Source organism: Phenylobacterium sp. LH3H17, assembly GCF_024298925.1.
GTDB lineage: Bacteria > Pseudomonadota > Alphaproteobacteria > Caulobacterales > Caulobacteraceae > Phenylobacterium.
The window spans coordinates 2,435,851-2,453,777 of record NZ_CP101283.1; the positions used below are offsets into that span (position 1 = coordinate 2,435,851).

19 protein-coding genes are annotated in these 17,927 nt (G+C 66.6%); 6 read left to right on the forward strand and 13 right to left on the reverse strand.

The features are described 5' to 3' along the window. Positions 1 to 128 precede the first annotated feature (128 nt). A complete protein-coding gene (gene gyrA / locus M9M90_RS12125; RefSeq protein WP_254833494.1) occupies positions 129 to 2,924 on the reverse strand; it encodes a DNA gyrase subunit A in 2,796 nt (931 codons plus the stop codon). Between the two features lie 110 nt (positions 2,925 to 3,034). Between gyrA and M9M90_RS12130 the strand changes: the two genes are divergently transcribed. After that, positions 3,035 to 3,562, forward strand: coding sequence for a superoxide dismutase family protein (locus M9M90_RS12130; RefSeq protein ID WP_371876846.1), 528 nt, complete (start codon positions 3,035 to 3,037; stop codon positions 3,560 to 3,562). Positions 3,563 to 3,651: 89 nt separating this feature from the next. On the opposite strand, the gene ssb is transcribed toward M9M90_RS12130, so the two are convergent. The 10 genes from ssb to flbT all read right to left on the reverse strand — a co-directional run bounded on the left by ssb (position 3,652) and on the right by flbT (position 12,811). After that, positions 3,652 to 4,149, reverse strand: a complete 498-nt coding sequence (gene ssb / locus M9M90_RS12135) for a single-stranded DNA-binding protein (RefSeq protein ID WP_254833495.1) — start codon at positions 4,147 to 4,149, stop codon at positions 3,652 to 3,654. Positions 4,150 to 4,297: 148 nt separating this feature from the next. Next, the gene (locus tag M9M90_RS12140; protein WP_254833496.1) at positions 4,298 to 4,687 is read right to left on the reverse strand and encodes a hypothetical protein; all 390 of its coding nucleotides are present in this window, start codon (positions 4,685 to 4,687) and stop codon (positions 4,298 to 4,300) included. A 39-nt stretch (positions 4,688 to 4,726) separates the two neighbouring features. Beyond that, entirely contained in the window at positions 4,727 to 5,413 is a 687-nt protein-coding gene (locus M9M90_RS12145) for a hypothetical protein (protein WP_254833497.1), read from the reverse strand. Between the two features lie 40 nt (positions 5,414 to 5,453). Then, positions 5,454 to 8,243 carry a hypothetical protein gene (locus M9M90_RS12150; RefSeq protein ID WP_254833498.1) on the reverse strand — a complete coding sequence of 930 codons (2,790 nt, stop codon included), beginning with the start codon at positions 8,241 to 8,243 and terminating at the stop codon, positions 5,454 to 5,456. 142 nt (positions 8,244 to 8,385) lie between these two features. Continuing rightward, positions 8,386 to 9,216 carry a flagellin gene (locus M9M90_RS12155; protein ID WP_254833499.1) on the reverse strand — a complete coding sequence of 277 codons (831 nt, stop codon included), beginning with the start codon at positions 9,214 to 9,216 and terminating at the stop codon, positions 8,386 to 8,388. A 190-nt stretch (positions 9,217 to 9,406) separates the two neighbouring features. Next, positions 9,407 to 9,697: a flagellar protein FlaG gene (locus M9M90_RS12160; RefSeq protein ID WP_254833500.1), complete on the reverse strand. Its 291-nt coding sequence runs from the start codon at positions 9,695 to 9,697 to the stop codon at positions 9,407 to 9,409. A gap of 121 nt (positions 9,698 to 9,818) precedes the next feature. Further along, entirely contained in the window at positions 9,819 to 10,646 is an 828-nt protein-coding gene (locus M9M90_RS12165) for a flagellin (RefSeq protein ID WP_254837119.1), read from the reverse strand. A 284-nt stretch (positions 10,647 to 10,930) separates the two neighbouring features. Then, positions 10,931 to 11,761: a flagellin gene (locus M9M90_RS12170; RefSeq protein WP_254833501.1), complete on the reverse strand. Its 831-nt coding sequence runs from the start codon at positions 11,759 to 11,761 to the stop codon at positions 10,931 to 10,933. 296 nt (positions 11,762 to 12,057) lie between these two features. Continuing rightward, complete coding sequence (flaF, locus tag M9M90_RS12175; protein WP_254833502.1) at positions 12,058 to 12,426, reverse strand: flagellar biosynthesis regulator FlaF; 369 nt, start codon at positions 12,424 to 12,426, stop codon at positions 12,058 to 12,060. Then, positions 12,392 to 12,811 carry a flagellar biosynthesis repressor FlbT gene (gene flbT / locus M9M90_RS12180; protein ID WP_254833503.1) on the reverse strand — a complete coding sequence of 140 codons (420 nt, stop codon included), beginning with the start codon at positions 12,809 to 12,811 and terminating at the stop codon, positions 12,392 to 12,394. The genes flaF and flbT overlap by 35 nt, the downstream gene beginning before the upstream one ends. Before the next feature lie 268 nt (positions 12,812 to 13,079). On the opposite strand from flbT, the gene M9M90_RS12185 reads away from it, so the two are divergent. From M9M90_RS12185 to M9M90_RS12195, 3 genes are all read left to right on the forward strand, one after another. Then, the gene (locus M9M90_RS12185; RefSeq protein ID WP_254833504.1) at positions 13,080 to 13,556 is read left to right on the forward strand and encodes a primosomal protein; all 477 of its coding nucleotides are present in this window, start codon (positions 13,080 to 13,082) and stop codon (positions 13,554 to 13,556) included. A gap of 143 nt (positions 13,557 to 13,699) precedes the next feature. Continuing rightward, positions 13,700 to 14,572, forward strand: a complete 873-nt coding sequence (locus M9M90_RS12190) for a MoxR family ATPase (RefSeq protein WP_254833505.1) — start codon at positions 13,700 to 13,702, stop codon at positions 14,570 to 14,572. Positions 14,573 to 14,649: 77 nt separating this feature from the next. Further along, positions 14,650 to 15,456, forward strand: a complete 807-nt coding sequence (locus tag M9M90_RS12195) for a hypothetical protein (protein ID WP_254833506.1) — start codon at positions 14,650 to 14,652, stop codon at positions 15,454 to 15,456. Here the strand turns inward: M9M90_RS12195 and M9M90_RS12200 are convergent. Further along, on the reverse strand, positions 15,453 to 15,827 hold the full coding sequence (locus M9M90_RS12200; protein ID WP_254833507.1) for a hypothetical protein: 375 nt from the start codon (positions 15,825 to 15,827) through the stop codon (positions 15,453 to 15,455). The two genes, M9M90_RS12195 and M9M90_RS12200, sit on opposite strands and share 4 nt — an antisense overlap. 14 nt (positions 15,828 to 15,841) lie before the next feature. Further along, entirely contained in the window at positions 15,842 to 16,654 is an 813-nt protein-coding gene (locus M9M90_RS12205) for a universal stress protein (protein ID WP_254833508.1), read from the reverse strand. Positions 16,655 to 16,760: 106 nt separating this feature from the next. On the opposite strand from M9M90_RS12205, the gene M9M90_RS12210 reads away from it, so the two are divergent. Together M9M90_RS12210 and M9M90_RS12215 are read left to right on the forward strand one after the other, a co-directional pair. Further along, the gene (locus M9M90_RS12210; RefSeq protein WP_371876847.1) at positions 16,761 to 17,408 is read left to right on the forward strand and encodes a YfbR-like 5'-deoxynucleotidase; all 648 of its coding nucleotides are present in this window, start codon (positions 16,761 to 16,763) and stop codon (positions 17,406 to 17,408) included. A 7-nt stretch (positions 17,409 to 17,415) separates the two neighbouring features. Further along, complete coding sequence (locus M9M90_RS12215) at positions 17,416 to 17,925, forward strand: tyrosine phosphatase family protein (protein WP_254833509.1); 510 nt, start codon at positions 17,416 to 17,418, stop codon at positions 17,923 to 17,925. The last annotated feature ends 2 nt before the right edge of the window (positions 17,926 to 17,927 follow it).

Genomic DNA, 17,927 nt, shown 5'->3' on the forward strand with positions numbered 1-17,927 from the left:
TTGCGGTGCAGCAGGGATTTCACCGGGGGGACGGACGAAAGCAAGCCATAAGTTGCGTCGGTTGCGCGGGCGGCGCGGGAAACCCGGGGGATGCTAGGAGCCCGACGGGGCCGGCCTCTCGCCCCATTCTATTCGGCGGTATCGTCGGCCTCGGGCCCAGACTCGGGCCCGGTTTCTGGATCGGTGTCCGGCTCGGCATCGTCGCCGCCCTGGTCGGCCAGGCGCTCGACCGACACCACGTGCTCGTCCGCCGCGGTGCGGAAGATGGTCACGCCCGACGTGTTGCGTCCGACCATGCGGACCTGGCTGACCGGCGTGCGGATCAGCTGGCCCTGGTCGGTGACCAGCAGGATCTCGTCGAACTCCTCCACCGGGAAGGAGGCGGCGAGCCGGCCGCCCTTCTTGGTCAGGTCCTGGGCCAGGAGCCCCTGCCCGCCCCGTCCGGTGCGGCGGAACTCATAGGCCGAGGTGCGCTTGCCGAAGCCTTCGGTGGAGACGGTGAGGATCACCTCCTCGGCCCCGCCCAGTTCGGCGATGCGTTCGGGGCTCAGCGCCGCCAGATCGACATCAGCCTCGTCCTCGTCCGGCGCCGGCGCCTCCTCGGGCTCGGCCCCGTCCTCGCCGGCAGCCCGCCGCATGGCGTTGGAATGCTTCACGTAAGCCGCCCGCTCGGCCGGCGTGGCGTCCACCGAGCGCAGGATGGCCATGGAGATGACGCTGTCGCCCTCCGCCAGGCGAATGCCGCGAACGCCGGTGGAGTCACGACCGGCGAAGACCCGCACCTCTTCCGTGGCGAAGCGGATGCAGCGGCCTAGCGCCGTGGTCAGCAGGATGTCGTTCTGCGCGGCGTTGCACAGGCCGACCCCGATGATGGAGTCGCCGTCGTCCAGCTTCATGGCGATCTTGCCGTTGCGCCGGATGCCCTGGAAGTCGCTGAGCTTGTTACGCCGCACGCCGCCCGACCGGGTCGAGAACATGACGTCGTATTGGTCCCAGGTCGCTTCGTCCTCGGGCAACGGCAGGATCGAGGTGATGCTTTCACCGGGTTCGATGGGCAGCAGGTTGACGAAGGCCTTGCCGCGCGAGGTCGGCGTGCCCACCGGCAGACGCCAAACCTTGAGCTGATAGACCTTGCCGCCGGACGAGAAGAACAGCATCGGCGTGTGAGTCGAGGCTGAGAACACGCGGGTGACCGCATCCTCGTCCTTGGTCGACATGCCCGAGCGGCCCTTGCCGCCGCGATGCTGGGTCCGATAGGTGGTCAGCGGCGTGCGCTTCACATAGCCGCCGTGGGTGACGGTGATCACCATCTCCTCGCGGACGATCAGGTCCTCGTCCTCAACGTCGGCGTCGCCGTCGACGATTTCGGTGCGGCGCGGCACGGCGAAGGCGTCTCGCACGGCGACCAGCTCCTCGCGGACAATGGCCATGACGTTTTCGCGCGACGACAGAGTGGTCAGGTGGCCCTGGATGGCGTCGGCCAGTTCGCGGGCCTCGCCGAAGATCTCGTCGCGGCCGAGGCCGGTCAGGCGCGACAGGGTCAACGCCAGGATGGCGCGTGCCTGTTCCTCGGTCAGCCGGATCTTGTTGCCGTCGATGACCAGGGTGCGCGGATCGGCGATCAGCTCGACCAGGGGCAGCATGTCGCCCGCCGGCCAGTCCTTGGCCACCAGGCGCTCGCGCGCCTCGGCCGGGTCCTTGGACGAGCGGATGATGTGGATGAACTCGTCGATATTGGCCACGGCGATGGCCAGGCCCACCAACACATGGCCGCGGTCGCGGGCCTTGGAGAGCTCGAACTTCACCCGGCGGACGACCACTTCCTCGCGGAAGTCGACGAAGGCCACGACCAGGTCGCGCAGGTGCATTTCACGCGGGCGCCCGCGGTCCAGCGCCAGCATGTTGACGGCGAAGGAGCTCTGCAGCGGGGTGTAGCGATAGAGTTGGTTCAGCACCACGTCCGGCGAGGCGTCGCGCTTCATCTCGATGACGACGCGCATGCCGTCGCGGTCGCTCTCGTCGCGCAGGTCGGCCACGCCCTCGATGCGCTTCTCGCGCACCAGTTCGGCGATCCGCTCGACCATGGCGGCCTTGTTCACCTGATACGGGATCTGGGTGATGACAATGGCTTCGCGATCTTTGCGGACCGTCTCGATGGCCGCCTTGCCGCGCATGATCACCGAGCCGCGGCCGGTCGCCAGCGCCGTGCGCGCGCCCGTGCGACCGATGATCTCGCCACCGGTGGGGAAGTCGGGGCCCGGCACGATATCCAGCAGGGCGTCCAGGGTGACGGCAGGATCGTCCACATAGGCCAGGCAGGCGTCGACGATCTCGCCCAGGTTGTGGGGAGGGATATTGGTGGCCATGCCGACGGCGATGCCGCCCGCGCCGTTGACCAGCAGGTTGGGGATGCGCGACGGAAGGACCACGGGCTCGCTTTCCGAGCCGTCGTAGTTGTCCTTGAAGTCGACCGTGTCCTTGTCGAGGTCGGCCACGATCATCATCGCGGCCTTGGTCATGCGGCTTTCAGTGTAACGCATGGCCGCCGGCGGATCGTTGTCCACCGAGCCGAAGTTGCCCTGGCCGTCGATCAGCAGCAGTCCCATGGAGAACGGCTGGGCCATCCGCACCATGGTGAAGTAGATCGAGGCGTCGCCGTGCGGATGGTACTTACCCATCACGTCCCCGACCACGCGCGCGGACTTCACATAGGCCCGGTCGGGCGTATGTCCCTGCTCGTTCATCGAGAACAGGATGCGGCGGTGCACGGGCTTGAGGCCGTCGCGCGCGTCCGGCAGGGCGCGGCTGACGATCACGCTCATGGCGTAGTCGAGATATGAGCGCTTCAGCTCATCTTCGATGGCGATAGGGGCGATGCCCCCGCGCCGCCCGTCATCCGGCGGGGTATGGGTTTCGTCGGTCAAGGAGAGGATTTAGCCGGTTAGAATCGGACACAAAACAGAGTTCAGTAGTTATCATCCGCAGGCCGCGAAGGCCAACTTCCGTCACCACCCGAACCCAGGTCGAACGCCCCATGAGATATGCCCTCGCCGCCACGATTGCCACCCTTTTCGCAACTGCGGCATGGGCGGCCGACGAACCGGCCAACCTGCGGATCGAATTGAGGAATTCCAGCGGCGCCTCGGTCGGGACGGCGAGCCTGGCCCAGGCTCCGAACGGCGTCCTGGCGCGGATTGAGCTCAAGGGCGTCGCCCCCGGCTGGCACGGCCTGCATTTTCACGAGAAGGGCGATTGCTCGAAGGCAGACTTCACCTCGGCGGGCGGTCACGTGCACGGCAAGGCGACCATGGTCCACGGCCTGCTGAACCCCGACGCCAACGAGGCCGGGGATCTGCCCAACATCTTCGTCGCCCCCGACGGCAGCGGCCAGGCGGAGGTGTTCTCGACCTATGTGTCCCTGGGGTCGACGGCGGCTCGGGAAGCCCTGGCCGACAAGGATGGCTCGGCCCTGGTGATCCACGCCAATCCCGACGATCACAAGGCCCAGCCTATCGGCGGAGCCGGCGCGCGCATCGCCTGCGGGGTCATCCCGGCGGGGTGATGGGCAAGGGGGCCGGACGGGGTCGGCCAAACGAAATGGCCGGTCCCCCAAAGGAAACCGGCCACGTCCTGTCCCGAGGGGTGGTCCCCCTAGAACGGAATTTCGTCGTCCAGGTCGGCCGAGAAGTCCTCGCGGGGACCGGAGGCCGGGCGGCGCTGGCCGCCGCCGCCGAACCCGCCACCGCCACTGCTCGCTCCGCCATAGTCGCCGCCGGAGCTCGCGCCCTCGCTGTCGCCGCGGCCGTCGAGCATGGTCAGTTCCCCGCGGAACTTCTGCAGCACGATCTCGGTGGAGAATTTCTCCACGCCCGACTGATCGGTCCACTTGCGGGTCTGGATCGAGCCCTCGATGTAGACCTTGGAGCCCTTACGCAGGTACTGTTCGGCGACCTTGACTAGGTTGTCGTTGAAGATCACCACCCGGTGCCACTCGGTCTTTTCCTTGCGCTCGCCCGAAGACTTGTCGCGCCAGGTTTCCGAAGTGGCGACGCGCAGATTGGCGACGCGGTCCCCCGAGGTGAGGCTGCGGATCTCGGGGTCGGCGCCCAGATTGCCGACGAGAATGACCTTGTTGACGCTGCCCGCCATGTGAGTGTCCCTTGCTTTCCGTGCTTGCGCGCTCGCGCTCGGCCCGGACGCTAGCGGAGGGTGCTCAGCGGATCAAGTTAATGTTCCGCCTTTGTTCTCACCTTGCGCAGCTTCGTCCACAGGTGTCTGCTGCGCCGGAACGCCGCGCCTACTGGCCAGGGGGCCGCTGGGGCATGGCGCCCGGGATGGCCAGGCGGCCGTCGCCCGTGCGCACCAGAGCCAGATAGCGATGCGATTCCATCGTCGGCGCCGTGAATATCCCGTTCCGCTCGACGAAGATGAAATTGCCCTTGAAGGCGCCGGCGACCTCGCGGTTCGAGCCGCCCATGCGCAGGAACTTCAGCCGCATGGTCTCCAACGCCGCGGCGCAGTGTTCCAGGTCGGCCACGCCGGTGGCCAGCTTGTTGTACTTGAGCTTGCCGTCCTTCCCCTGCCCCACATGCCAGCAGATGCCTTCGCCACCAGGCGGCAGGGTCTTCTTGGCGCAGGCGGCGAGGGCTAGGACGGAGAGGCCGGCGATCAGGGCGGTGCGAAGCATGGTCAAGCCTATAGCGGCGATTGCGGCGACCCGAAGGCGTCAGCCCACGGGGGAGATCGAACAGTTCTCGGCCTGGCTGGCCAAGGGCCGGAAGCTGCGGTTGTCGCCCGACACCTCCACCCTTCCCGGGACCAGGCGCAGGGTCTGCTGCATCCAGCGTCCATAGGTGGCGCCGCCCGAACGCTCGCAGCGTCCGGCGAACAGGATCTGCACGCATGCGTTCAGGCTCATGTCGGCCGGCTGCTTGCGCCAGCCGCCGTCGGCATAGCGCCAGCACGCGCCGGCCGGAACGGACGCGGCCGGCGTCGCGGCGGGCGCGGGCGCGGCGGGGGTCGCGGTCGGCGCCTCGGCCGGCGCATCCTCCACGGGAGGCAGCGGGGTCAGCATGGTTCCGGCCTGGTCGGCGGCGGCCAGGTTTCCGGCCTCGTCGACACCCACGTCCAGGGCGCCGGTGGCCACGCCGTTGCGCTTGGCGCAGTCGGCCAGGGTCACTTCGCCTACATATTGTCCGGCGACGTAGCAGCGCAGGGGTCGGGCGGGATCGAGGCGTCCGTCGTCGGCTGCGCCGGTCTCCACCACCAGGCCGCCCTGCGAGGCTGGCGGCGGCGGGACATTCTCGCCCTTGCCGCCGGAGATCAGGGCCGCGGCGATGCCGATGCCGGCCACGAGGGCGAGCGCGCCGCCCGCCACGACGAGTCGACTCCGCCGGTCGTTCAGGAAATCCATGAACCTTCGCTAGACCGCGCCCGCGAAGGATTCAAGGCGTCTAACCACCGCCAAGGCGGTTCAGGGCGGCCTGGTAGTTGGCGATCTGGTTGGTCAGATAGGTCGGGACCTTGCCGCCGGACGCCGCGGCGGCGGCTTTCTGGGCGTCGAGCACGGCCTGCGGCGTCGAAGCGGTCTGCAGGTGCTTATAGGCCGCACGAACCTGATTCATGGCCGCGGTCAGTTCGGCCAGGGTGTGGTTGACCTGTTCCGCGTCCTTCAGATTCAGGTCGGTGGGCAGGCCCAGGCCGAACATCATCGCCTTGCGGTCGGACGGGAGGGTCTTGCCATCCTCGGTGATGGTGTTGCGGATGATGCCCTCGGTGAGGCCCAGCAGGCTGAGTGCATCCTTGCCGGTCTTGCCCTCAAACAGTTCGATGGTGGACCGGTCGTTCATCGGCTTGATCTGCAGCCGGCGCACGCCCTCGACCGTCACGGTTTCGACCTTGGCGTTGAAGCCCAGCGCGCGCTTCAGCTTGGTGGCCAGGGTCGTGAAGGTTTCGCCGGTCTCGATGGTGATGGTCTTCTTCGCGCCGCTGCCGGACAGCACCTGGAACTGGTCGCCCGTGCGAACCGAGCTGAAGGCGCTGACCTGGGCGGAATCGGTGAAGTCCAGCGTGCCCTTGGGCAGGCCCAGGCGGTCCAGGACCGTGGAGCCCTGGGTGTCGATGGCGATGGCGCTAGGGGCCGCGTAGCCCTCCTTGCCCGTGAACCGCCGCGACCAGTCGATGGCGCCGGTGTCCAGGTCGAGCCGGGTGAGGAAGCCGTCCTTCTTGCCGACCGCCGGCTGGCCGGGCAGGTCGGTCCCCGCCGAGCCCGCGATCCAGACCTGGCCGCCCGCCACCGCCACGGATGTGGCCTTGTCGTCGCCCGTCCCGCCGTAATAGGCCAGCCGGTCGGCGCCGCTGGCGCCCAGGCTGGCGTCGAGCCGCGCGGCGAAGGCGTCGGTCCCGCCCGACAGGGCCCGCGTGATGGTTCCGGCCGAGAGCGCGCCGTTCATGGTGGTGCCGGCGACGACGACCTGTCCGGCGTCGATGCCGAGGCCCGTCAGGTCCCCGCCCTGCAGGTCGCCGAGATCGCGCGTGGCCGTGAGCGACGGCGTCGCCGTCGAGACGTCGAAGCGGCGTAGCACGGCGCGGCCGTTTTCGTTGGAGGCCACCACCAGCGATGTCCCGTCGACCACCAGGCCGGCGGGCTTGTCGGCGCCGGTGGAGCCGAACGCCTGGGTGAACACGGTCGAGACCTTGCCGGTGACGTCGGCCTTGAAGGCTTCGATATAGCCGTCCCAGTCGCCGATCGCCGTCGTGCCCGGCATGGTCGATTTGGACCGCCCGGCGACATAGACCGTGCCGTCGGCGGCGAAGGCCAGATTGGTCGCCTCGTCGGCCTGGCGCGCGCCGCGACGCTGGGTCCACACCTCCTGGCCGTCGGCGTCGAACAGGGTGACGAAACTGTCGGAATTGGTGGCGAAACTGCCGGTGGCGCCGGAATTGAGCGGGCCGTCGGTCGCGCCCTCGAGCCCGCCGGTCACCGAGCCGGCGATGGCGATCTTGCCGTCCGCCGAAACGGCCAGGGCCATGCCGCTGGCCTGGTCGGCCGCGCCGAGGGTCCGGGTGTAGAGCAGCTTGCCCGCTGAATCGTACTTCATCAGGGCGACGTCCTTGGCGCCCTTGATCTCCTGGCCCGAGACCGCGGCGTCGACGTCGGCCAGGACATAGACCGCCCCATCCGGCCCGACCGTCGTGGCGCGGACGTTCTGCACCGACTTGGCCAGGTCCTCGGCCCAGGCGCGGCCGTCGACCCAGTTGGCCCCGTCGTCCTGCGGCGGCGTCGGAACGCCGGCGGTGTCGGTCTGGAATTTCAGCAGTTGGCGCTGGGTGACGCCGTCATTGGTGGTGGTCTTGCCGTCGGGATTGGGGTCGCCGACGCTCTGGGCCACGTAGACGGAACCCGCGGTGCTCGGCGCGCCGAAGGTGACGGTCTCGCCGGAGTCGACCTTCACCTTGAGCGCCCAGGAATCCTGCGTGGCTGGCATGGTGACCGGCTTGCCGCCCACGGTGATGGTGCGCGGTTCGCCGGGAATCCGCTGACTGGCGAAGCGCGTCTCCAAGCCGTCGGCGGCCAGCTTGCCGTTGATGTGCGCCAGGACGTTGGTCAGGGTCCGCGGCGTCGCCCCCATGTCGTTGAGGTCGATCGCTACGTTATGAGTCACGTTCACGCGCTTGATAGACATCGTGAATTTGACATCGCCGGAGAAGGCCGGAACGACAGTGGAGCTGTCGCCCTTCAGCAGGGCCACGCCGCCGAGATACTCGTCCTTGGCGACCAGGGCGCCGATCTTGGTCTTCGCCACGGTCATCAGCTCGCCGCGGTTCAGGCGTATCTGATCGAACTCGGCGCTGTCGGCATAGGCGGTGACCTCGGCCAAGCCCTTGGTGAATACCTGCTGGATGCGGCTCTTCTCGATCGAGGTCAGGTTCTTGCCGTTCATCCGCTCGGCCACGCCGTTCAGGGTGCTTAGTCCCTGATAGAGCGCGAAGAGCTTGCGGTAGTCCGCGCTGGCGCCCGGAAGGTCGAGCTTGGCGGAGCTCTCGTCCACCAGCTTCTTGCCGAGCATGGCGCTCTTCACCGCCTCGGAGATCTGCTCGTCGACCTTGGTGTTGATGATCGACCACGGGGCGGTCGGCGCGTACTTCTTGCCCAGAAGCGCGGACGTGTTCGACGCCCCCGTCCCGCCGTAGCGAGCCTGGTAGTAGCTAGTCAGCAGATTGGTGTCGAAGCTGATCGCCATGGTCCGCCGCCCGCGGGCGTAATCCCGCCACCCGACCTTGGCCCCGGAAGGACTGACGGGGGGTTAAGAGCTAGGGTGAATCCCTTGTCGTAAAAGGCTCGGATGATCGACTGAGCCCTGCTCGCCGTGGCTGGCGATCGTCCTATTTGAAGAGCTGCAGGACGATCTGCGGCGCCTGGTTGGCGATGGAGAGCGCCTGGGCGCCGAGCTGTTGCTGCACCTGCAGGGCCTGGAGCCGCGCGCTCTCCTTGGCGAGGTCGGCGTCGACCAGATTGCCCACGCCGGCCTGCAGCACGTCCTGCAGCTTGCCGACGAATTTATTGTGCGCCTCGATCTGCTTGGCCTGGGCGCCGAGATTGCCGAGGGCCTGGTTGACGTTGGTCATCGAGGCGGTGAGCGACACCAGTGCCGCGGCGGCCAGGGTCACCGTGCCGATCGACGCTGTCGATGCGATGGTGATGATGCTGCCGCCCATGGTCATGTTCTGGGTCGAAAGCGTGATGTAGGCATTGGCGTCGGCGTTGGCCAGGAAGCGGATGCTGCCGGTGATCGAGCCGTTCATGATGTTGGCGCCGTCGAACTCCGAGTTGGAGACGACCTGGCCGATCTGACGCAGGATGGACTTGAAGTCGGCGTTCAGCGCGCCGCGCGAGGTGGCGTCCAGCGAGGTGTCCTGCGCGGCGACCACCTTTTCCTTGAGCTGCACCAGCAGGTCGGAGACCGACTCGCCCGCTGACATCGAGACCTCGGCGATGGACTGGGCGCGGTTAAGGCTCATGGTCACCGCCGAGAGCGCGCCGATGTCGGCGCGCTGGCCCTGGGCGATTGACCAGACCGACGCGTTGTCCTTTGCATTGCCGATCTTCAAGCCGGTGTTGATCCGGTTCTGGGTGTCGGCCAGCTGGTCGTTGGTTTTGTTGAGGTTCTGAAGGGCGGTCAGGGCCGACTTATTGGTATGTACGCTGATCGACATGACCTGCTCTCCTTTAGAACCGGTCCCCCAATCGGCGTTTTGCGACTCGCCGGGGACGGCTCTTTCCGGGGGAGAAGCTATGGAATCATGGTGTCCAGAAAGTTAACGCCCCAAATGGCCGCGGCCGCCGACCGGTCTGCCCGGGGCGGTTCGAAAGTCTGGCGGACCGGCGCGTGGGGCCGGTCGGGGATCAGGCGCTGGCGCTGATGACTGCGCCTGCTTCGTAATCGGTCTCCTCGCGCATCCTCAGGATCTCCTCCCGGGGGAACTGCGCGACGACTTCGCCGGTGCGCCGGTCGATCGTCTTGTAGACGTACGAACCGCCGCCCTCTTCGATGACCAGTCGCAGATCGGCCGCGTCTGGCGCCATCTCGACGGGGTCCTTGGCCGCGGCGCCCCGATCGGGCGCGGGACGTCGGGCCGCCGCTTGGTTGAGCGTCGGATCGGTTACCGGGTTGATGGCTGCAAGTTTGTTTTCCATTTCTCCGTGCGCCGGCGCCGGTGAGGCGTTCGGCGTCCCTGTTGAACCGCGAAGCGGCGGGAAGGTCTCCCTCCCCGCCGCCCACAGTCACCGCGGGGCGAAGGCCCCGCGGCCGTGCGTCCTATCGGAAGAGACCGAGAAGCTGCGACGAACCCTGGTTGGCGATGGACAGGGCCTGGATCCCCAGTTGCTGCTTGGTTTGCAGCGACTGCAGACGGGCGCTTTCCTTGGCCAGGTCGGCGTCGACGAGGTTACCCACGCCGGCGTCGATCGAGTCCTGGAGCTTGTTGGTGAAGTCCAGGTGAGCACCGATCGACTTGGAGCCGGTGCCGAACTTCGACAGGGCGGTCGACACGTTGGTGATCGAGGTCTTGATGGTCGCGATCATGGCCGTGGCCGTGGTCACGGTGCCGATCGTGGCCGCCGCGCCGACGGTGACATTGGCGCCACCGAGGGCCAGGCTCTGCGCCGCGACCGTGATCTTGGAGGTGCCATCGGCGTTGGCGAGAGCCGCCATCGTCGCGCCACCGGTCTTGATCATGTTCGCGCCGTTGAACTCGGCGTTGTTCACGGCCTTGGAGATCTGGTCGCGCAGGGCCTTGAAGTCTTCGTTCAGGGCGGTCCGCGACGAGGCGTCGAGGGTCGTGTCAGAAGCCGCCAGGGCCTTCTCTTTCATTTGAACGAGCAGGTCGGAGACGGATTCACCCGCCGACATGGCGACGTCGATCGTCGAAGCAGTACGCTGCAGCGAGTCACGGACGGCGTTCAGCGAGCTGGAGGTCGCGCGTTGGTTTTGCGCGATGGCCCAGATAGCGCCGTTGTCCTTGGCGGAGGAGACTTTCTTGCCGGTGTTGATCCGGCCTTGAACCTGCTGCAGCTCCGAATTGGTGCTGTTCAGGTTCTGCAGCGCAACCATGGCGCCGACATTGGTATTGACGGAATTGCCCATCAATTCGTTCCTTTTTCTCAGGTCGCCGACGTCATTTTGACTGCCGGGAGCTTTTTGCTCAGGAACGACCGCTGCAATGAACAAGCCAACAGGCGTGCGCCATCGCAACGATCCAACTTATTGATTTGACGAAGTTATACCCTTGTTAGGGACGTTTTCGGCCGGCAAGAGTTGCCTAGCCTGGCGTGGCGCGGGCAGAAATTGCCGACCTCATGCGGCAAACGGCGCCCAGCGATTCAAAGAGCTCGCCGGGCGGGCCCGAAGGCCCGCCCGGCGCCGCGACATTAGCGGAAGAGCGAAAGAACTTGCGACGAACCCTGGTTGGCGATGGACAGCGCCTGGATACCCAACTGCTGCTTGGTCTGCAGCGACTGGAGCTTGGCGCTTTCCTTGGCCAGGTCGGCGTCGACGAGGTTACCCACGCCGGCGTCGATCGAGTCCTGGAGCTTGTTGGTGAAGTCCAGGTGCGCGGCAATCGACTTGGAGCCGGTGCCGAACTTCGACAGGGCGGTAGACACGTTGGTGATCGACGTCTTGATCGTCGCGATCATGGCCGTGGCCGTGGTCACGGTGCCGATCGAGGTCGCCGCGCCGACAGTGACGTTGGCGCCGCCGAGGGCCAGGCTCTGCGCCGCGACCGTGATCTTGGAGGTGCCGTCGGCGTTGGCGAGAGCCGCCATCGTCGCGCCACCGGTCTTGATCATGTTCGCGCCGTTGAACTCGGCATTGTTCACCGCCTTGGTGATCTGGTCGCGCAGGGCCTTGAAGTCTTCGTTCAGGGCGGTCCGCGACGAGGCGTCAAGGGTCGTGTCAGAAGCCGCTAGCGCTTTCTCCTTCATCTGGACGAGCAGGTCCGAAACCGATTCCCCCGCCGACATGGCCACGTCGATCGTCGAAGCAGTACGCTGCAGCGAGTCACGGACGGCGTTCAGCGAGCTGGACGTCGCGCGTTGGTTTTGCGCGATGGCCCAGATGGCTCCGTTTTCTTTCGCGGACGAGACTTTCTTGCCCGTATTGATCCGCGTTTGGACTTGCGACAGCTCCGCATTCGTCGCGTTGAGGTTTTGCAGGGCGACCATCGCGCCCACGTTGGTGTTGACGGAATTCATAGCCATTTTAGTACCCTTCCATTCTGGTCGGAGGTGTGCGGCCGTTTTGGCCGTGGAGCGCATTTTCGCTCTCCGTTAACCGTAGCAAGGCGCGGGCCAGCCCAGCCGCTTTAGCCGCCACATACTCCGTTGATTTAACTGACTATTTTTTCGCCTTTCCGACCAAGAGCCGCAAGCTTGGCCATGCGGCCTTGCCGATCGGCAGCGCCTGCCGGACGGTCTCGGCAGTATCTGCCGCCGCAAAAGAAAACGCCGGATCGGGACCCGATCCGGCGCTCAGAATATCTCGATGCGTGGACGCCTCAGGCGGCTTCGGCGGCCGCGCCGCTGAGGCCCTGCATGATCGCCCGATTGACGTCGATCAGGGCCTGGATGTCGTCGTCCTCGCGACGGATCACCATGCTGGTGTACTTGCCGACCCAGATGCTGATCGAGATGATCTGCGCCTTCAGGGCGGGCGGGAGCGCGTTCTCGGGCTCGGCCACGATGCCGGCCAGGGTCGCCCACAGGCGCCGGTTCCAATCGAGGGCGTCGGCGCGCGCCGACACCTCGCTGGGGTCGAGCGCGGCGGCCTCCATAAGCGCGCGCGTCACTTGGCCGAACAGCCGGTACTCCAGCTCGCGGCCGGACTCGCCCCTAGCCGCGGTCTGCTGGTACGCCCGAAGCGACATTCCCCAACCTTTCGTCTTCGTACTCGATCAGCTTCCGGCAGAGCATGAGCGCCTTGTAGTACTCACGCGCCATGCATTGCTTGGAGATGTTCACGCAGTCGGCCAGCACCGGAGGGTTCTTGATGACCCCCATGAACTCGGTGAGCCGCCGCACGAATTCGTCGTAGTAGCGCTCGGCCCCGGCCTCATCGAGGTACATCATCATGACCGGGAAATAGATCCGGCGGGCGGGCGAGGTGACCTCGTCCTCCTGCATGATGTCCTTCTCGCGAAGGACCGAAGCCTTGTTCTGGAGAATCAGCACGCCGCGTCGGTCGCCGTTCTGGACGACCGCGCCGTTGAGCACGAACTTCTCGCCCGGCTTCAGCGACAGTTTAAGCGGCAAGGCCCGTCCCCCCGAATTGACCTGCGTCGGACCGACGCGAGTTGCTCGTTTCGATCCCCGTCCCGGATCGATTCCGACCCCGGACCCGTCACGCTTACCGAGCGCGAGTTAACGACCTCTTGCGGGGGACGTGACGCAATGCCGCATTATACCAGAAGGCCTGGCCGAAGGTCAGCCCGCGGACGCGCGGCGCGGGAACGCCGGGCGCAGTGGAACGGTTAGTCCTGTCGAGGGCGTCACGCGGCGCCCGTGGCCAAGGAGCGACCCGATGCCCGGACCCGAGATCGGCGACGGCTACGACGAACAGGACGGCGCAGAGACCTACGACGAGAGTAATCTCGACGACCACGAAGGCCTCAACGAGATGCGCACCTTCGAGGAACTGCCCGATCTGCTCGACGTCACGAGCGCTCGGGGCGATCGCGACGAGGACGAGGCCCTGGCCCTCGACGCCGACGAATTCGACGAGGACGCCTTCACGGACGCCGACCTCGAGGATGACGACGAACTCCACTATCGCGCCACCGCCGGCGACGAGGACGAAGAGCGGGACGCCTTCGACGAGGATCGAGTCGATCCCGACTCCATCGACGGCCTCGAGGAGGTCGCGGACGCAGAACTGGTCAGCGGCGGCGAGGACGACTTCACCAACTTCCAGTCCAAGGGCCTCAGCGACGAGGATCTCGACCGCATGGGCTATGCCCGCCGCCCCGCATCTGCGCAGGACTCGACGCGCAAGAACTAGGTGTCGACGGGGCGTTTTGCGACCAACCGATGGCCCGTGACACTCAAGCCGCTTGAATGTCGCGCGACTGGCTTTAGTTTGTCCCCAGTTGAAACATTTGTTCGAAAGCGGGCGCATTCTACGCTCGCCCCTGGGGACCCCGCATGAGCCAGCGTTTTGAAGGCACCAAAGATTACGTCGCCACCGAGGATTTGAAGGTCGCCGTCAACGCCGCAGTGGCGCTGGAACGGCCATTGCTGATCAAAGGCGAACCGGGCACCGGCAAGACCGTGCTGGCCTATGAGATCGCCAAGGCGCTGAACGCCGAGCTGATCACCTGGCACATCAAGTCGACCACCAAGGCCCATCAGGGTCTCTACGAATACGACGCCGTCACCCGACTGCGCGACAGCCAGCTTGGCGACGAGCGGGTCAAGGACGTCAAGAACTACATCAAGAAGGGCAAGCTCTGGGAGGCCTTCACCTCCGACAAGCGCCCCGTCCTGCTGATCGACGAGATCGACAAAGCCGACATCGAGTTCCCCAACGACCTCCTCCAGGAGCTCGATCGGATGGAATTCTACGTCTACGAGACCAATGAGACGATCAAGGCCGAGGTCCGGCCGATCGTGATCATCACCTCCAACAACGAGAAGGAGCTGCCGGACGCCTTCCTGCGCCGCTGCTTCTTCCACTACATCCGCTTCCCGGAAGCCGAGACGATGAACGAGATCGTCGAGGTCCACTTTCCGGGCATCAAGCAGAAGCTGGTCGCCGAGGCGCTGCGCATCTTCTACGACATGCGCAAGGTGCCGGGTCTGAAGAAAAAGCCCTCCACCTCCGAGCTTCTCGACTGGTTGAAGCTGCTGATGGTCGAGGACATCGACGAGAACGCGCTGAAGGAGCGTGATCCCACCAAGTTGATCCCGCCTCTGCACGGCGCTCTGCTCAAGAACGAGCAGGACGTCCACCTGTTCGAGCGTCTCGCCTTCCTTGCGCGACGCGAGGGTGCGGGCTCGCGGCCGGGCCAACAGTAGCCGTTACGGCGAATTCACTCGACCAATCAAGACGCTCCGGTCAGGTTCCCAGGCGAACGGACCGGAGTGAGACGTCCATGAAGACTACCCTGCTGATCGCGGCTTCCGCCCTGGCCCTGAGCGCTTGCGGCCAGGACGGACCTCGCACGATCGCCAAGCTGACCTGCCCGACGACCGAGGGCGACCTGACCCGCGTGAGCATCGGCGCCGACGGCAAGACCTGCGCCTATCGTTCGTCGGACGGGGCTGAGGTGACCTTGGAACTGGTGGCGGTGAAGGGCGACGTCAGCGCCACCCTGGAGGCCATCGAGAAGGAACTGCGCAGTACGCCGGGCCCGCTCTCGCCCGAGGCTAAGAAGACCGGGGCAGAGATCGGCGCGGCCGTGGCCGAGGTGGAGGCCGCCAAGGCGCAACTTGGCAGCGTCGCCGCTGAGGTCGCCCGCGTCCAGGCCGAAGCCGCCGCCGACGCCGGCGTCACCATCCGCGCTGGCGGCATGGGCGTCGGAACTGTCGACACCGACGACGGCGAGGTGACCCGGGTCGACTTGCCGGGCATCCACATCAACACCCGCGGCGAAGAAGCCAATGTCCGGGTCGGCCCGATCAACATCGACGCCAATGACGACGACACCACGGTCAGGATGTTCCGCGACGTGCGCCTGCGGGGCCAAGCCCTGTCGCGCGAGAAGCGCGGCGTCCGCGCCACCTTCATCTACACCGGTAAGGACCTGCCCTCCGGCTACCGGTATGTCGGCTATGAAGCCGGCGGCCCAAAGACCGGACCGATCACCATCGCCAGGGTGAAGTCGAAGGTCGACACCGAGTCCGGCGACAACATCTATCACGATGTCCAGGACCTGGTGCGCCGCAACGGCGGCGTCTAGCCTGCGGGCTGGACCTCGACGACCTTGTAGGTCAGCGGCCGGCCGTCCTCGTCGGTGACGGTCACGTACTCGCCCACCGCGAAGCGATGCTCGCCCAGCCGATGGACGGGCTCATCGTCGGCCTCGTCGGCGTCGTCATAGTCGAAAAACCAGCGCGCGCCCTTGCGGGCCAGGCGGCCGTCGACGGCGTCCTCGTCCGGCGCAAACCGCCGCACCACGCAATTGGCCTTCGACTTGGCGTAGGCCGCGGCGTCCAGGAGCCCATCGGCGGTTAGGGGCGCAGTCAGGGCATAGCCCCTGTGGTCATCTCCGCCAGCGAACTCGGTGCCAGGATTGCGGGCAAGACGCATCACAATGCGCGACAGGGACATGTTCGAACCTCTTACTAATGAGACAGGAAAAGCGACGGCTGGTCGGACGCCAGCAGAGTGCGCGTCGTGCCGCCGAAAATAAACTCCTGCAGTCGCGGATGGCCGAAGGCGCCGGCGACCAGGATCTGGGCCTCGGCCTTGCGGGCGGCGTAGAGCAGCAGCGGGGCGGCGTCGCCGCTGTCGGGCAGGATGTCGATGTCGGCCTTCACCCCGCGCGCGGCGTAATAGGCCTGCAGCCGTGCAGGCTCGAAGCTGCGCGAAGTCGCCTTGGGCGCGGCCAGGATCACCACTCGAGATGCTTTTTCCAGCATTGGAAGCGCCAGGCGCGCGGCGCGCGAAGCTTCCTTGCCGCCGTCCCAGGCCACGGCCACGGGGCCGCCGACCGCGAAACCCTCCCGGGCAATCAGCACGGGTCGTTGTTCGTCGGCCACCATCTGCTGGAAGGCCTCGGCCAGGGGCCCGCGCCCGCGGGACGGGTCGTTGTTGAACACCACCACGTCCGACAGCCGGCTCTCGGCCGACAACCCGGCCCAGACCGGCGTCTGCAGGGCGATGAAGCGGCGCTTTTCGTAGGTGATGGTGTCCATGGCCGCGCGCGCGTTGCGCTCGCCGGCTGCGGCGGCCTCCTTCAGGGACTCCAGGGCGGTGGTCTGGACGCCGCCCAGGAACCCCTCGCCCATCCAGGGCATGACGTCGGCCACGTCGGCCGGGGTGTAGACGCAGGCGAGTTCGGCGCCGAAAGGTTCGGCCAGCTTGGCGCCCGCGGCGATCGCCGCCTTGTCGCCTTCCCCGCCCGAAAGCGGAACCATGATCCTCGCCCAACTCATGCTCTGTCCCCTGTCCACGCCTGTCTGGACCTTAACCCCGTTCCGCGCCTTGATATGGCGCAACTCCTGGGTCAGGTCAGACCTTCACTGTGGAAGGAACGCGTCGTTGAGGAAAGGGCTGCGTAGATTCGAGCGGCAACCGCGCGCCTGGCAGCGCATGCTGTCGGGACGGCGGCTGGACCTGCTGGACCCCTCGCCGATGGACATCGAGATCGAGGACATCGCCCACGGCCTGGCCCGGGTGGCCCGCTGGAACGGCCAGACCTTGGGGGAGCATGCCTTTTCCGTCGCCCAGCACTCCGTCGTGGTCGAGGAGATCTGCGCCCATATCCGGCCCGACCTCGAGCCGAAATGGCGGCTGGCGGCCTTGCTGCATGATGCTTCGGAATATGTGATCGGGGACATGATTTCACCGTTCAAGGCGGCGCTGGGGGTGGACTACAAGACCTTCGAGGAGCGGCTGGAGACGGCGATACATGTGCGGTTCGGAATTCCGGCCAAGGCCCCGATTCATATCAAGAAATTGATCAAGACGGCGGACCGGGCCTGCGCGTTTTTCGAGGCGACGCAGCTGGCGGGGTTCTCGGCCGCCGAGGCGCTGGAGTTCTTCGACGCCCCGCCGGACGGCTACCTCCTGCATATCGAGCCGCAGAGCGCCGCCGTCGCGCAATCGCGTTACATTCAGCGCTACAATGTGCTGTCGCAGGCGGCCGGATTCGCCACCTCCCCCGCCGCGGCCTTCGAGACGGAGTAGGACGCGCGTGACCCTCATCGTATGCGGACTGGCCGAGGTTCCCGCGATCATCGCCGCGCGGCGCCCGTCGCACATGATCACCCTGCTTGACCCCGCCAGCATGATCGAGACCCCGGCGGGCTTCGCCGACCGGCACCTGAGGCTGGGGGTCAACGACATCGCCGAGCCGATGGAGGGCATGGTCCTGCCGCACGAGGGCCTGGTGGCCGACCTGCTGGCCTTCGGCCGCACCTGGGACGAGAGCGCCCCGATGATCGTCCACTGCTGGGCCGGGATCAGCCGCTCCAGCGCCAGCGCCTTCGTCCTGGCCTGCGAGCGCAACCCCGACGTCCCGGAGCGGACCATCGCGCTGGCCATGCGCAGGGCCGCCCGCCACGCCTATCCCAACCGCCGCATCGTGGCGATCGCCGACGACATGCTGTCGCGCAGGGGCCGGATGGTCGATGCGGTGGAGGCCATGGGCGACTACGAATATGCCGGGATCGGCCGGCCGTTCGACTTCCCGGTCCGCCACTAGTG

Coding starts and splice junctions, on each gene's coding strand:
- M9M90_RS12130 (WP_371876846.1), top strand. CDS start 3,035: ATGAGATATGCCCTCGCCGCCACGATTGCCACCCTTTTCGCAACTGCG.
- ssb (WP_254833495.1), bottom strand. CDS start 4,149: ATGGCGGGCAGCGTCAACAAGGTCATTCTCGTCGGCAATCTGGGCGCC.
- M9M90_RS12140 (WP_254833496.1), bottom strand. CDS start 4,687: ATGCTTCGCACCGCCCTGATCGCCGGCCTCTCCGTCCTAGCCCTCGCC.
- M9M90_RS12145 (WP_254833497.1), bottom strand. CDS start 5,413: ATGGATTTCCTGAACGACCGGCGGAGTCGACTCGTCGTGGCGGGCGGC.
- M9M90_RS12150 (WP_254833498.1), bottom strand. CDS start 8,243: ATGGCGATCAGCTTCGACACCAATCTGCTGACTAGCTACTACCAGGCT.
- M9M90_RS12155 (WP_254833499.1), bottom strand. CDS start 9,216: ATGTCGATCAGCGTACATACCAATAAGTCGGCCCTGACCGCCCTTCAG.
- M9M90_RS12160 (WP_254833500.1), bottom strand. CDS start 9,697: ATGGAAAACAAACTTGCAGCCATCAACCCGGTAACCGATCCGACGCTC.
- M9M90_RS12165 (WP_254837119.1), bottom strand. CDS start 10,646: ATGGGCAATTCCGTCAATACCAATGTCGGCGCCATGGTTGCGCTGCAG.
- M9M90_RS12170 (WP_254833501.1), bottom strand. CDS start 11,761: ATGGCTATGAATTCCGTCAACACCAACGTGGGCGCGATGGTCGCCCTG.
- flaF (WP_254833502.1), bottom strand. CDS start 12,426: ATGTCGCTTCGGGCGTACCAGCAGACCGCGGCTAGGGGCGAGTCCGGC.
- M9M90_RS12185 (WP_254833504.1), top strand. CDS start 13,080: ATGCCCGGACCCGAGATCGGCGACGGCTACGACGAACAGGACGGCGCA.
- M9M90_RS12190 (WP_254833505.1), top strand. CDS start 13,700: ATGAGCCAGCGTTTTGAAGGCACCAAAGATTACGTCGCCACCGAGGAT.
- M9M90_RS12195 (WP_254833506.1), top strand. CDS start 14,650: ATGAAGACTACCCTGCTGATCGCGGCTTCCGCCCTGGCCCTGAGCGCT.
- M9M90_RS12200 (WP_254833507.1), bottom strand. CDS start 15,827: ATGTCCCTGTCGCGCATTGTGATGCGTCTTGCCCGCAATCCTGGCACC.
- M9M90_RS12205 (WP_254833508.1), bottom strand. CDS start 16,654: ATGAGTTGGGCGAGGATCATGGTTCCGCTTTCGGGCGGGGAAGGCGAC.